Genomic DNA, 12,971 nt, shown 5'->3' with positions numbered 1-12,971 from the left:
GGCTAAGTTGCGATTATGATAGTAGAAAACCACAGATGGAGCTATGTTCAGCGATGTTATTAGCAGGGTTATTTGTTAAACTTGCGGCCATTATTGATTAACGGTACTCAACATGGCACTGCAATGCGCCCATTGCTACAAACACTTTTCTATTGCTAAAGTCACAGAAAGCCGCGGCAAGGGGTTATCGGTTGAGGTGCAATGTCCGCATTGTGCAGCATGGCTTGGGCACAATAAAGCGTTAGCTATGATCAAAATAGTCGGTTTTTATAGTGGGGTGATAGCAGCGTTAGTGACTTATTTTGTTGAAGGCGTTACACATATCACCACGCCATTGATTATTTTAGCGGTAATTGTAGTGGGGTTATCACATATTATGGATCATTTAAACATGGTTGAAGCGCCAGAAGATGACGCTAGCATAAATAAAAAATAAGCTTGGCCAGATTGGTTTAGTCAACCACGATGACTTGGCTTTCTAATGACGACTCTACATAGTAAATTCCGCCGAGTACGACAATGCCTACGATGACCATGACTAAAATGATGCCGATATTTTCGCGAATAAATTGTGTCATGATGTGGATCCTATTGAGGTGGTATTGTCTATTGGGTTAATGGTATAAGTCACAGCTTAAGCTTATCTTAAAAATACTCAACGTGATGAAAAAGTCGACTGTGACGCCATGGATTTATCCCATGTTCATGAATTGTCACAATCTATGTGTTGCTTTTCAGCACGGCTCTTTTACACTACCACTCACATTTATTAACCTGATGGAGTTTTGCCGTTGAGTTCACGCATCCACATTAGACAAACAATCGCAATCTGGCTCAGTGCCATTTTGATTGTGCTGTCTATTGCTGCGTCTGCCCACTCAGTGCGCCATCTTGATGATGGGGTGCAAAATCACTGTACCTTATGTTTTCATCAACATCAGTTAAATAAAACGATTCACACCAGCGAACTTGTATTTAACGCAAGTAAGCAAACTTTTGAACGTCAACAATATACGCTACCATTTCTGCTTAGCGTATTTCATGCTTATTATCAAAGCCGCGCCCCACCTGTTTCTCGTTAATCCAACAACGTATTTTACCTAAACTCAGGATAGTAAACGACGCTAAAGCCGCCTTTTACTTTGCGAACTGTATTCTTCACCTGCAATAGACAAGCTATTGTGGTGTCAATTCAGTGTCTTAGCAAAGCTAAATAGCCAGTTTAATCGCGTTTAATCAATAAGATTATCAATCTTTTACCCCTGATTTAGGCACATCAACTTTTCTGTTATCAGCCGGTGTATTTATACCTAGAAAGTCGGCTATTTGTTGTATTTTGGAGATATCATGTCTGCGTTAAACACTCGCGTTTCTTTATTAGCACTAGCATGTGCGTTTAGTTCTTATTCAGCAATGGCTGAGGATTCAAGCTTAACTAACCCTAATATTAGTGCCGTTTTAGACGGTTATTATCAAACGGGCGATCGCCCTTTAGCTGAGCGTGAAGAAGGCTTTGGACTAGGCGAAACGGAGTTGGCGTTAAGTGCCAATATTGATGACAACTTTTACGGTAAAGTCACAGCCGTAATTGAGTCAGCCGATGGCGAAACTGAATTGAATTTGGAAGAAGCTTTTATCCAAACGCTGGCTTTACCAAGTGGCCTTTCTGCTCGTGCAGGTCGTTTTTTATCTGATATTGGTTATTTAAATAATCAACATAAGCATACCGATTCGTTTACTGAGCGTCCTGCGGCATACCGTGCATTTTTAGGTAATCATTATTTTGATGATGGTATTCGTTTAAGTTACGTAGCGCCAACGGATCTGTACTGGACCATGGGTGTTGAAGCCTTCTCTGGAGATAGCTTGCGCGCTGCAGATGAACATGGTGATCGTGATTTTGACGATGTCGGTGTATTTACTGCACTAACCAAAATTGGTGGTGATATTGGCGTTGAGAGTTCATGGCAGTTAGGGTTAAGTTATTTACGCAATGAAAATGGCTTAGCCTATGCCGAAGAGCATGAAGGCGAAGAAGAGGAGGCGGAAGAAGAGCATGAACATAGCCACAGCGCGTCTTACACAGGTGAGAATACTTACATCGCAGACTTTGTCTATAAGTGGGCTCCTAATGGTAACTACAAATATCAGAACTTAACCGTTAGTGGTGAATACTTTAGAGTGACAGATATTTTTGGTGAAGAACCAGGACATGTTGATGATGTCGGCGATGTAGATGACCATGACCATGAATTAAGCGGTGATGATTATCATGAAGGTTGGTATTTAAGCAGCGTTTATCAGTTTTCTCCAAGCTGGTCTGCTGGTGTACGTTATGGACAAGTCGATACTTATGAAATTCATGAAGATCACCTTGATCCACAAAAACTAAAAGAAACTGAAGTCAGCCTTGCTTGGCACAGCAGCCATTTCACCTCAGTTCGCTTTCAGTTTACTCACCAAGATGGAACTAACTTTGACGGAGTAGAAGATGATAACATCTTTACTTTACAATATGTTATGACACTAGGAGCTCACGGTGCGCATCAATTCTAAAATGCTTTTAGCAGTGACGTCATTGTCACTGCTGTTTACCGCGACAGCAAAAGCGGAACTTAATGTATTTGCCTGTGAAGCAGAATACGGTGCTTTAGCTAAAACGTTAGCTCCGTCGGCTGATGTATATTCAGCTACGACAGCCATGCAAGACCCTCATCAAGTGCAAGCACGTCCAAGCTTAATTGCTAAAATGCGTCAGGCAGATTTAGTGGTATGTGCGGGTGCCGATTTAGAAATTGGCTGGCTACCTATGCTGCAGATGAAAGCCTCTAACCCTAAGGTTAAATCAACCGATGAAGGGCTGTTTTTTGCCGCTGAGCAAATCGATACGTTAGATAAACTCACCAGTGTTGACCGCTCAATGGGCGATGTTCATGCAAAGGGGAACCCTCATTTGCACTTAGATCCTGAGCGTATGCTTACCATTGCCAAAGCACTTAGCGCCAAGATGATTAAACTCGACCCGCAAAACAGCAGCGAATATCAGCAGTCTTTAGCTGATTTTAGCCAACGTTGGGAGGCTAAAATTCCTCAGTGGCAAGCGCAAGCTAAAGGTTTGGCCGGTAAAAAGGTTATCGCTTATCACTCAAGTTTCCGTTATTTATTTAACTGGACTGGAATAGAACAAGTTGCCGACCTCGAACCAAAACCAGGTTTGGCCCCTACCAGTAGCCACTTAGCAAGTTTACTGACTCGCGCAGAAAAAGGCGATGTTATGGCCGTAATAGTGGCGTCTTATCAGGACGAACGTGGTGCAAAATGGTTAGGTGAACGTGCTAATTTACCCGTTGTGATGTTACCTATGTCTGTGGGTGGCAATGAGCAAAGCCAAGATTTATTCAGCCTATATGACAGCTTATTAGCCCTACTAAATGGGGTGAAATAACGCCATGTTTGATGTTGAGCTTCTGTCGATATTATTACCCGCGTTAGCGGCAGGTTTGTTGGTGTTATCAACTCATGTGTTGCTGGGCCAGCAAGTGCTAAAGCGCGGTATTATTTTTATCGACTTAGCCATTGCACAAATCGCAGCGTTAGGGGCGATAGTGTCTCACATGGATCATGATGTCGAAGGTTTACCTTTTGTTCATATGTGGATGCCGGCATTGTTTGCACTTGCTGGCGCTGGCGTTATAGCCTGGATGGCTAAGCGGCTGACAGGTGAACTTGAGGCCATGATTGGTTGCTTTTATGTGTTAAGCGCAGTTGCGGCGATGCTATTGCTAGCAAACGATCCTCATGGTGCAGAGTTGTTAAAACAGCTTATGTCTGGGCAAATTTTGTGGGTGAGTTGGTCGCAGTTGATGATACCTGCTGTGGTCTCTGTTGCGATTTTGGCATTAATTGCGATTAAGCCCAATATACTCGACGGGGCGGGTTTTTACTTTTTATTTGCGTTAGTGATTACCTTATCGGTAGAGCTTGTTGGGGTGTATTTAGTGTTCAGCACCCTTATTTTACCGGCATTGGCATTAAACAAATACTTAGGTAAATATAAACTCGGGTGGGCTTATGCAGTTGGTATCGTTGGTTATGTAGCAGGCTTATTATTGTCTGCTAGCTACGACTTGCCAAGCGGCGCAGCGATTGTCGCGACATTGGCGATCAGCGCGCTAGTGTTTAGACAGTTACTCAAACTTCGTCCTACAGCGGCTTAGTTTGCAGCGTTGGTATGACATCATTAAACATTGCGACATTCCTTTAACCTAGGAATGTCGCATGGTTGTCACATAAATCGTGTTATTCTGCCCTGTATAGCAGGGCAGAGTATTTCAGCGTACATATGTAAACAAAATAATTGAGTCCCTAGACCTGCATCGTTATACTGTCGACAATTATTTTGCAGGAGTATGCTGTGCTGCTAATCGCTCGTTTAATTATTCTCGCCGTGCTATTGTTTTTAGCCTTTGTTTTCGTAATGGTTTTTTGCCTTTTAAGGCCAATGCATCGCAATAACGTTCATGTCGTGGCTAAGATTTTCTCTTCTGTTGCGCCGGTGCTGGGCATAAAAGTCATTACTCGGGTTCATCCTGTCAGTGACATGCCACAACCGTGCATCTATTTAGCAAACCATCAAAACAACTTCGATTTGTTCACTCACACCTCTGCAGTGCCAAAAGGTACCGTAAGCCTAGGTAAAAAGAGTTTGGCGTGGATGCCATTGTTTGGGCAGATTTATTGGTTGTCTGGCAATATTCTGATTGACCGTAAAAACCGTCATAGCGCGTTTGATACGATGGCTAAAACCGTAGAGAAAATGAAAACTAAGTTGTTATCAGTGTGGATTTTCCCTGAGGGAACTCGTTCACGTGGTCGCGGTTTATTACCCTTTAAAGTGGGCGCATTTCACACGGCTATCGCAGCGCAAGTGCCTGTTGTACCGGTATTAGCTTCATGTCAGAACCATATTAAGCTAAATCGTTGGAATAACGGTATTGTGATTGTCGAAATGATGCCACCGATGCCGACAGAAGGGTTAACTAAAAATGACGTTAAAGCCTTTAGCGCTAAAGTTCATGAGGCCATGTCAGCAAGACTGGTTGAGTTAAATAAAGAAGCGTTAGCATTAAATCAAACCGTTAAACACTAAACCGCGTTGATAAGTTCGCAACTTACTTGAGTTTGGGTATAATTGGCTAAAATTTATATGTGTTTATTAACGGAGTAATCCATGTCTGTCGAGCGTCAGTTAAAAGAGCAATTTGCTGAAAACCGCGAAATTGTTGATGCCTTACTTGCTGATGGTTCAGAGCCTGATGCGGAATATACAATTGAACATCATTTTTCGGCGACCAACTTTGACCGTTTAGAAAAAGCCGCTGTTGATGCATTTAAGCTTGGCTTTGAAGTTAACGATGCCGAAGAAATGGAATTAGACGATGGTTCTATCATTTTTTGTTTTGACGCAATTGCCCATCACAAGTTAGAAACGCCTTTGCTTGATAAGGCCTGTGAACAACTGATTCAGCTTGCTGTTAAGCAAAAAGTGGATTACGACGGTTGGGGTACTTACTTTGTTGGCGATGAAGCAGATGCTGAAGATGACGACGAAGATGATGAATTTGAAGATGACGGTTTTGACGACGATGATACCGATTCGTTTCATTAATCCGCAACGGTAAACATTAAAAAAACGCTCATCATTGATGAGCGTTTTTTATTTTAGCCGATGTGGATTATTGTCGCGAGGGCCACTGACATCATGTCGCTCTATCGATTAATCTAAAGGTCGTTTCGGTTTGTTATTTAAACACCACGCTCTTATTACGGCCTTCTTGTTTAGCCATATATAATGCTTTGTCTGCACCAGATAACCAGTTAGAACTGTTATCAATTTGCGAGCTAAGATCGTTAATGCCTAAACTCACTGTGACTTTAATGAGGCGATTATCAAAGGCGACTTCAGACTCTTCAATGCGCTGTCTTAGGCGCTCTGTAAAGTGTAATGCTTCGTCAGCCGTGGTTTTCGACAGCACAACAGCAAACTCTTCTCCGCCATATCTGCCAGCGCAATCGGTTTCGCGTAGCGACTGTTTTAATAGATACGCAATGTGTTGAATCACTTTATCGCCCGCAGGGTGACCATATTTATCGTTAACCTGCTTAAAGTTATCGATATCGATCATCACTAAGGTTGAGGTATCGCCGTAACGCGAATGACGCTCAAACTCTTTTTCCATACAAAGTTGCCAATGACGGCGATTATGCAGTTGGGTTAAACCATCGGTTTGGCTTAACTCTTCTAATTGCTCGTTAGCGGCCTTTAATTGTAATTTATTGACCGCAATGTCGGTAACATCATAAACAATAATACTGATATGAGTAATTTGCCCAGTAAGCGATGCAAGTGGTAGTAAAGTGATGTTTTGGAACATAAAATCAGCGCGACCAGTAACCGGACGATAATTTTTAAATTTGAATACATATGGGCGCTGTTCCCAACTAATAAAAGTGCGGTTTTTTAAGACAAACACCGACTCCATCTTTTGCTTAAGCCAATCTGCAGGCAACTCGGGAAACTTTTCAAATAAGTTATGGCCTTTAATTGAATTAGGCGATACGCCGCTGTGGTTTTCCATAAACCCGTTCCACAGCTGAATATTATAGTCGCGATCGAGCACCACTAGGCCTACTTCAATGGTTTGTACCATATCGATTAGCCAGTGTAGTTCGTTCATCGCACTTTGGTCATTTGACATAATAAAGTTATCCAGCGTTAGTCGAGTAGGTAGCCGAGCTTGTAGTTAAGCGTAGGGATTGAATCTTCTGTAAACAGCAGCAATAAGTCGCATTGGATATTGTAATCTTCAATGCGATAATTAATTTCCATAGCGAGAGTGCGCTGCCATTTTTCTGAATTGTCGTGTATGAGTTCGTTAACGCTGCAATGTCTACCAAGTACCACGGGATGCGCCTGGCTGAATTTCATGTCGAGCTGTTCTGAAATACCATTTAAAAAAGCCCCAATGAGCACATTACCTGTGTCCATCATGACTTCGATTTCAGTATTAATATCATCTGGGTTCTCTAACCCCATGAGTTTTGCCATGTCTTCAAAGCTAGAATCATGGAATAGCAACAATGCTTCACCCGCAATGCCTGCACCAATAAATCCTTGGCAAAGCCCTGATACTTTTGCACTCTGCTCAGTGGCTTTTAATGCCATGGTGAGCTCGCTAACTTCAAGCACGTTAACGTTTGGAATAGGCAGTAATACGAATACATCGAGTAATTTTGCTAATAAATCGGCAGCGCGGCCCATCGCAACGTTAGCGATTTCTTGACATGCATCGCGCAAGTCCACTTTCATTATTGGCGTGTCGTCGGCTTTAGAGCCTTGAGTCAGAGTCAGAATGCCATATTCTTGCAAGATGTTACTGATGGCATCGGCGCTCACAGGCTTTTGAATAAAGTCGAGTGCGCCCAATGCTTTAACCCGTTCATGGGCTTTAATTTGAATATCGCCAGACACCACAATGATCAGTGCGGGCAAATCTTGTTGTTGTACTGCCTGGAGCACTTCGTAACCGTCCATCACAGGCATGTTAAGGTCGAGAAATACAATTTCGCCTTTACCGGCACGGATAATATCGAGACCTTCTGCACCATTTGTGGCGTAGCTAATTTCAACGTCCCAATCTTTGGGCAGAGTTCGTGCCATTTGTTTTCTGGCTAATGCAGAATCATCACATATCAATATCGGTATAGTCATTGTGACAGGTGTTCCTTAATTCGCCTTTAGGAAAAAGCACTCTTAAATGCAGTCGCGAGTGGTGCGAGGCGTCATCGTTATTATTAGGGCTGTTTTACAGCACTTTGTTTTTGAACATTCATTATACTTAATTGTTAATAAAATGGGTAATTCAACATCATAAAAAACAACTTTGTAACATAAGTTGCGGTGTAACTCCCATTATTAACAGTTTCAAGCACGATATTACCTGTTGGGTGTTAATCGAAAATAAGTCATCTTCATTATTCTACTATAAACATCATGGCAATATTTTGACCAGTGACGCTTATTTGTCATGTTATTACTATTCGACAGATAGTCCAGATATGTTAACCTGAAAACTGGACTGACCAGATGAGCGGAACCCATTTATGGAAAAGGATTTAATTAAGCTTAGTATCGAACACGGAATAGCGCATGTCTGTTTAAACCGTCCGAGTAAAATCAATGCGCTCAGTTTTGAGATGTTTAAGGCGATTGATAAGGTGATTAAGCAAATTGCTGCAGATAAAAGTGTTAACGCGGTGGTGTTGTCTGGTGCTGAAGGGAATTTTTGTTCCGGTTTAGATGTTAAAAGTGTGGCGAGTTCGCCGAGCAAAGCCATGAAGTTATTGTTTAAGTGGCTACCCGGTAATGCCAATTTAGCACAACGAGTGTCTCTGGGGTGGCAGCGGTTGCCTATGCCTGTTATTGCGGTTCTTGAAGGCTGTTGCTACGGTGGCGGCATGCAAATAGCACTGGGCGCCGATATTCGTATTGCCAGTCCTGATTGCAAATTATCGATTATGGAAGCGAAATGGGGCTTAGTACCTGATATGGCGGGGTTAGTGGCGTTACGTCAAATTATGCCTAAAGATAAAGCGTTAATGCTGACTTATACTGCTGATATTTTAACGGCGCCACAAGCGCTTGAACTTGGCATGATCACTCAAATTAGCGATACGGCTTATGAAACCGCAGTGGCATTAGCCAATAAAATTATGCGTACTTCTCCTGATGCGAATGCCGCCATTAAGCTAAGCATCAACCGAAATTGGACAGGGTCGATCCGCAGCTTATTAGCTCGAGAATCTCTGAGCCAAATTCGCTTGTTAATAGGAAAAAACCGAGTGATTGCGGCCATTAGGCAAACTAAAAATCCTGACAAGGCTTATCACGCTAGACAATCTTGGTGGTAGGAAGGATACCGACAATACGATGTTGCAAAAGCCCATTAACGGCCGATAACGGTTCGTGAAAAACCTTCTATTTGATCGAGAGCCTCTTCCCAGCCGCTTTGATTGCTAAAATCCAAACTCATTTGATATTGGCGATAATAGCGAGCGGGTTTCACTTGGTTGTAATTCAGTCTTGTGGGCGCTTCGGTAATCGAAATAGGATGGGCATCGCTCGATTGAATGTCGAGGATCGGTAATGACATTGTCACTAACTGCTCAGCGATCGATTTACGCTGACTTTGCGGATCGATTAAATATTCAAACTCGCGGTAAGGGTTAACCACCACAAATACATCGGGTGTGGGGATTTTTTTGTCATAAAGTAAGTTGGTTACCATGCCCGCGCTGTCGTCAATAGCAACGAGAATACTGGCCCCCGGAAATAAGCTTACGGTTGAGCCGAGCTGATTTATTGCTTCGCTTAGCGCCGCTTGTTGAAAATTACGCAGTTCGAGCAATTGTTCTGAGGTGTACTTAGGGATGCTTTTATTGGTGCTGAGGGTGATTTGTTCGCTGCCGGCTTTACTAATATCTTCAGGTTTGGTGGCATAGTTGGGGCGATAAAGACCTTTTGCCGGGGTTAAGCTGATGCTGGCCCAGCCGCGAGTATTAATTTGAGTGCGTAAATAACTCGCCAGCCCGTTAGCGTCTGCATCGGTGTCTGATGGTCCTACAATCATCAGCGAACCAAATTGTTTTTTACTCTGCCATGAGCGCACTAATACTTCAGATTGTTTACCGTCAACGGTAATAAACTTAATTTCATTGCTGTTTAAGTGAGCGTACTTTTGCTGCGCACTTGCGGCAGGGACGAGTGCCCACAGCCCAACTGCAATCATTACTATGTGGCAAAAATGTCTTACTTGCACAAAAACCTCATCAGTAAATATAAAATCTAAAAACAATAATGCCCTGAAAACAGGGCATTATCAAAGCACTAAATGTTTTCCCTAAAGTAATAGGGATTAAACGTGACTCACTAACACCATGCGGATGGCATCAAGCTGTAACTGGCTGTTGTCCATGTAACCGGTTAGCTCGACCATTTGGTTGCGAATATACTCTAGCTCATCTTCGCGAATGTTCGGGTTAACGGCTTTTAGGGCTTCAAGTCGTTCAAGCTCACCAGTTAATTGTTGGGTCATCTTAGCGCGTGCATCGGTGACTAAGTCGCCCAGAGCTTGTTTTGCATGCTCTTCACCTTTAGCAAATAAAGGGTGCAATATTGGCTGCGATGCATTGACTAGTTTACTGGCGATATGGCGATTTACTGCACTTAGCTGTTTATCAAAGCTGGCATAATCGACTTTATCGGCCAGATTTAAGCCGTTTTTATCGAGCAACACACGGATAGGTGTTGGCGGTAAATAACGGTATAACTGAGTTGATTTAGGGGCTGATGCGTCAGCCATGTAGATCAATTCTAAAAATAATGTGCCAGCAGGCAGCGCTTTATTTTTAAGGATTGCCACGCTAGTGGTGCCTGTTTCAGAGCTTGTGATTAAATCTAAGCCTGTTTGCACTAGCGGATGTTCTTGCGAGATAAACGCAATATCATCACGTGATAAGGCTGTAGTACGATCAAAGGTTACCGTTATGCCATCTTCATACAAGCCTGGGTAAGTGGGAAACATCATGTGCTCGCTAGGGCGCAAAATAATCGAGTTTTCACCACGGTCTTCTTGATCAACACCAATGATGTCCCAAAGGCGAATAACCGAACCAATCAACTGGGTGTCGTTGTCGCTGTCTGACAAACGTTGTACTAATTTATTGGCACGCTCACCACCATGAGAGTTAATCTCTAGCAGCTTGTCGCGGCCTTGTTCCATGGCCTGTTTGAGTTCTTTATAGCGGTGCTGCGTATGGTTAAGTAGCTGCACCATGGCATCTTCATCGTCGTGACTCAGTACGCCTATCAACTCATCGGCAAACTCACCAAATAACACATGGCCACTAGGACACGTTAACTCAAATGAATTAAGGCCTTCATGATACCAACGCATTAAACGTTCTTGCGCAGTGTCGCGTAGGTAAGGTAAATGTATTTGAATATCGTTTTGTTGGCCGATGCGATCCAAACGACCAATACGCTGCTCAAGTAAGTCTGGATTGAGCGGTAAGTCGAACAATACTAAGTGGCTCGCAAACTGGAAGTTACGTCCTTCAGAACCAATTTCAGAACAAATGAGTGCCTGTGCACCGCCTTCTTCTTGGGCAAAGTAAGCACCGGCTTTATCGCGCTCGATGATCGACATGCCCTCGTGGAATACTGTTGCTTGAATCCCTTCGCGAGTACGCAAGGCTTCTTCAAGGCTAAGGGCTGTTTCTGCCTGGCTGGCAATAATCAGCACTTTTTTGCTGCGATGCGATTTTAAAAATTCGATTAACCAATCTACGCGCGGATCAAACTTCCACCAACTGGCACTGTCATTTTCAAATGCTTGGTAGAGTTTTTCAGGGCTTAACGCTTGTATCGCTTTAGCTTGCGCCGTTTTTGCGCTGCCCATCATGGCATTAACACGCTCTGCGGTGACATATTGAGCCGGCATTTCTTGTGGGTAGGCATTAAAGAAACGCTTAGGGAAGCCTTTTACCGAGGCGCGGCTGTTACGGTACAGCACGCGGCCAGTCCCGTGACGGTCGAGTAACTCTTGCAATAAGTCTTGGCGCGCCACTTGTTGTAGCTCGCTATCAACCTCTTTTGATTGGATTAAGCGAATACTTGGCTCAATGTCTTTTTCGCTGAGCAGTTCCGTTAAACTGTTGATTGCACTGTCGGGCAACTTAGCGTCTTTACTTAATGCTTCAGCGGCATCAGCAACGTCTTTGTAGCTCGATTCTTCTGCTAAAAATGCGTCGTAATCGTAAAAACGATCTGGATCGAGTAAACGTAAACGCGCAAAGTGACTTTGATGACCTAATTGATCTGGGGTCGCGGTAAGCAGTAAAACACCAGGCACCACTTCACTTAATGCTTCTACGATTTGATAGGCGCGGCTTGGCGCGTCTTCAGACCATTCTAAGTGATGTGCTTCGTCGACAACCATTAAGTCCCAGTCAGCGTCTAAAGCTTGTTCTAGGCGTTTTTTCTTGCGCAATAAATCAAGTGAGCAAATGATTAACTGTTCGGTATAAAACGGGTTGTCATTGTCGGCATAGGCTTCAACGCAACGGTCTTCATCAAATACAGAGAAACGCAGGTTAAAGCGGCGTAGCATTTCGACTAACCACTGATGACGCAGTGTGTCTGGCACAATCACTAAAATACGTTCAGCGCGACCGGTTAATAACTGCTGATGGATAATCAGGCCTGCTTCAATGGTTTTACCTAAACCCACTTCATCGGCCAGCAATACACGCGGCGCATAACGACGACCGACTTCGTGAGCAATCCACTGCTGATGCGCAATCAGTCCAACGCGCGGGCCTTGCTGGCCCAGTAAATCTGATGTGGCTAATTTATGGCGTAATAGCTGACATTGGTAACGCACACCAAAACGCTCTAAACGATCGATTTGCCCAGCAAATAAACGATCTTGTGGCTTATTAAAACGAATATTGTGGCTCAGCATTGTTTCACGAAGGCTGACGTTTTCTTGGGTTTCGCTATGAATCCCGTGATAAATCACCAATTGGCTTTTTTCTTCAACCTCATTGATGGTGATACTCCAGCCTTCACCGCTTTCTACGGTGTCACCGGGGTTAAAAATAACCCGAGTTAAGGGAGCTTCACTGCGAGAAAACATCCGGTTTTCTCCAGTGGCAGGGAACAGCAGCGTAACCATGCGGCCTTCAATTTGAACGACGGTTCCTAATCCGAGCTCCGACTCGGTATCACTAATCCAGCGTTGACCTAAAGCAAAAGGCATCTTTAATTCTCTATTTGAAGCGGGGGAAACAAAAAGGGGGCGTATGTTAAACCAAACCCATGCAGATTGAAATTCTAGCATCGATTTATC

General features: G+C 43.5%; 13 protein-coding genes. 8 read left to right on the top strand and 5 right to left on the bottom strand.

Annotated features, from left to right (window positions below; translation table 11 throughout):
* The first annotated feature begins 112 nt into the window (after window positions 1-112).
* Window positions 113-436, top strand: coding sequence for a hypothetical protein (locus tag AC19MV_RS08635; RefSeq protein WP_498307013.1), 324 nt, complete (start codon window positions 113-115; stop codon window positions 434-436).
* Window positions 437-452: 16 nt separating this feature from the next.
* Here AC19MV_RS08635 and AC19MV_RS08630 read toward each other — a convergent pair whose 3' ends face one another.
* Window positions 453-578: a hypothetical protein gene (locus AC19MV_RS08630; RefSeq protein ID WP_498307012.1), complete on the bottom strand. Its 126-nt coding sequence runs from the start codon at window positions 576-578 to the stop codon at window positions 453-455.
* 213 nt (window positions 579-791) lie between these two features.
* On the opposite strand from AC19MV_RS08630, the gene AC19MV_RS08625 reads away from it, so the two are divergent.
* From AC19MV_RS08625 to rraB, 6 genes are all read left to right on the top strand, one after another.
* Window positions 792-1,082, top strand: coding sequence for an ABC-type zinc uptake system zinc chaperone (locus AC19MV_RS08625; protein WP_432400080.1), 291 nt, complete (start codon window positions 792-794; stop codon window positions 1,080-1,082).
* A gap of 265 nt (window positions 1,083-1,347) precedes the next feature.
* Entirely contained in the window at window positions 1,348-2,556 is a 1,209-nt protein-coding gene (locus AC19MV_RS08620) for a hypothetical protein (protein ID WP_498307010.1), read from the top strand.
* Window positions 2,540-3,445, top strand: a complete 906-nt coding sequence (locus AC19MV_RS08615) for a metal ABC transporter solute-binding protein, Zn/Mn family (RefSeq protein WP_498307008.1) — start codon at window positions 2,540-2,542, stop codon at window positions 3,443-3,445. The genes AC19MV_RS08620 and AC19MV_RS08615 overlap by 17 nt, the downstream gene beginning before the upstream one ends.
* Window positions 3,446-3,449: 4 nt before the next feature.
* Window positions 3,450-4,217 (top strand): metal ABC transporter permease, encoded by a 768-nt coding sequence (locus AC19MV_RS08610; protein WP_498307007.1) that lies wholly within the window; start codon window positions 3,450-3,452, stop codon window positions 4,215-4,217.
* Window positions 4,218-4,414: 197 nt separating this feature from the next.
* The gene (locus AC19MV_RS08605) at window positions 4,415-5,149 is read left to right on the top strand and encodes a 1-acylglycerol-3-phosphate O-acyltransferase (protein ID WP_498296796.1); all 735 of its coding nucleotides are present in this window, start codon (window positions 4,415-4,417) and stop codon (window positions 5,147-5,149) included.
* Between the two features lie 81 nt (window positions 5,150-5,230).
* Window positions 5,231-5,668 (top strand): ribonuclease E inhibitor RraB, encoded by a 438-nt coding sequence (rraB, locus tag AC19MV_RS08600; protein WP_498307005.1) that lies wholly within the window; start codon window positions 5,231-5,233, stop codon window positions 5,666-5,668.
* Between the two features lie 133 nt (window positions 5,669-5,801).
* On the opposite strand, the gene AC19MV_RS08595 is transcribed toward rraB, so the two are convergent.
* Window positions 5,802-6,758 (bottom strand): GGDEF domain-containing protein, encoded by a 957-nt coding sequence (locus tag AC19MV_RS08595; RefSeq protein ID WP_432400074.1) that lies wholly within the window; start codon window positions 6,756-6,758, stop codon window positions 5,802-5,804.
* A gap of 17 nt (window positions 6,759-6,775) precedes the next feature.
* The gene (locus AC19MV_RS08590) at window positions 6,776-7,771 is read right to left on the bottom strand and encodes a response regulator (protein ID WP_432400073.1); all 996 of its coding nucleotides are present in this window, start codon (window positions 7,769-7,771) and stop codon (window positions 6,776-6,778) included.
* A 392-nt stretch (window positions 7,772-8,163) separates the two neighbouring features.
* On the opposite strand from AC19MV_RS08590, the gene AC19MV_RS08585 reads away from it, so the two are divergent.
* A complete protein-coding gene (locus AC19MV_RS08585) occupies window positions 8,164-8,970 on the top strand; it encodes a crotonase/enoyl-CoA hydratase family protein (protein ID WP_498307003.1) in 807 nt (268 codons plus the stop codon).
* A gap of 35 nt (window positions 8,971-9,005) precedes the next feature.
* Here AC19MV_RS08585 and AC19MV_RS08580 read toward each other — a convergent pair whose 3' ends face one another.
* Both AC19MV_RS08580 and rapA read right to left on the bottom strand, forming a co-directional pair.
* On the bottom strand, window positions 9,006-9,878 hold the full coding sequence (locus AC19MV_RS08580; protein WP_498307002.1) for a DUF3530 family protein: 873 nt from the start codon (window positions 9,876-9,878) through the stop codon (window positions 9,006-9,008).
* Between the two features lie 96 nt (window positions 9,879-9,974).
* A complete protein-coding gene (gene rapA, locus AC19MV_RS08575) occupies window positions 9,975-12,881 on the bottom strand; it encodes an RNA polymerase-associated protein RapA (RefSeq protein WP_498307000.1) in 2,907 nt (968 codons plus the stop codon).
* Window positions 12,882-12,971 lie beyond the last annotated feature (90 nt).

It is taken from the genome of Shewanella sp. MF05913, from assembly GCF_059758095.1.
This window is presented reverse-complemented; position numbering and strand designations above follow the sequence as displayed.

Bases quoted from the DNA above. Each gene is read 5' to 3' on its own strand.
- rapA (WP_498307000.1), bottom strand. From the start codon at position 12,881: ATGCCTTTTGCTTTAGGTCAACGCTGGATTAGTGATACCGAGTCGGAG.
- AC19MV_RS08595 (WP_432400074.1), bottom strand. From the start codon at position 6,758: ATGTCAAATGACCAAAGTGCGATGAACGAACTACACTGGCTAATCGAT.
- AC19MV_RS08590 (WP_432400073.1), bottom strand. From the start codon at position 7,771: ATGACTATACCGATATTGATATGTGATGATTCTGCATTAGCCAGAAAA.
- AC19MV_RS08630 (WP_498307012.1), bottom strand. From the start codon at position 578: ATGACACAATTTATTCGCGAAAATATCGGCATCATTTTAGTCATGGTC.
- AC19MV_RS08585 (WP_498307003.1), top strand. From the start codon at position 8,164: ATGGAAAAGGATTTAATTAAGCTTAGTATCGAACACGGAATAGCGCAT.
- AC19MV_RS08620 (WP_498307010.1), top strand. From the start codon at position 1,348: ATGTCTGCGTTAAACACTCGCGTTTCTTTATTAGCACTAGCATGTGCG.
- AC19MV_RS08610 (WP_498307007.1), top strand. From the start codon at position 3,450: ATGTTTGATGTTGAGCTTCTGTCGATATTATTACCCGCGTTAGCGGCA.
- AC19MV_RS08635 (WP_498307013.1), top strand. From the start codon at position 113: ATGGCACTGCAATGCGCCCATTGCTACAAACACTTTTCTATTGCTAAA.
- rraB (WP_498307005.1), top strand. From the start codon at position 5,231: ATGTCTGTCGAGCGTCAGTTAAAAGAGCAATTTGCTGAAAACCGCGAA.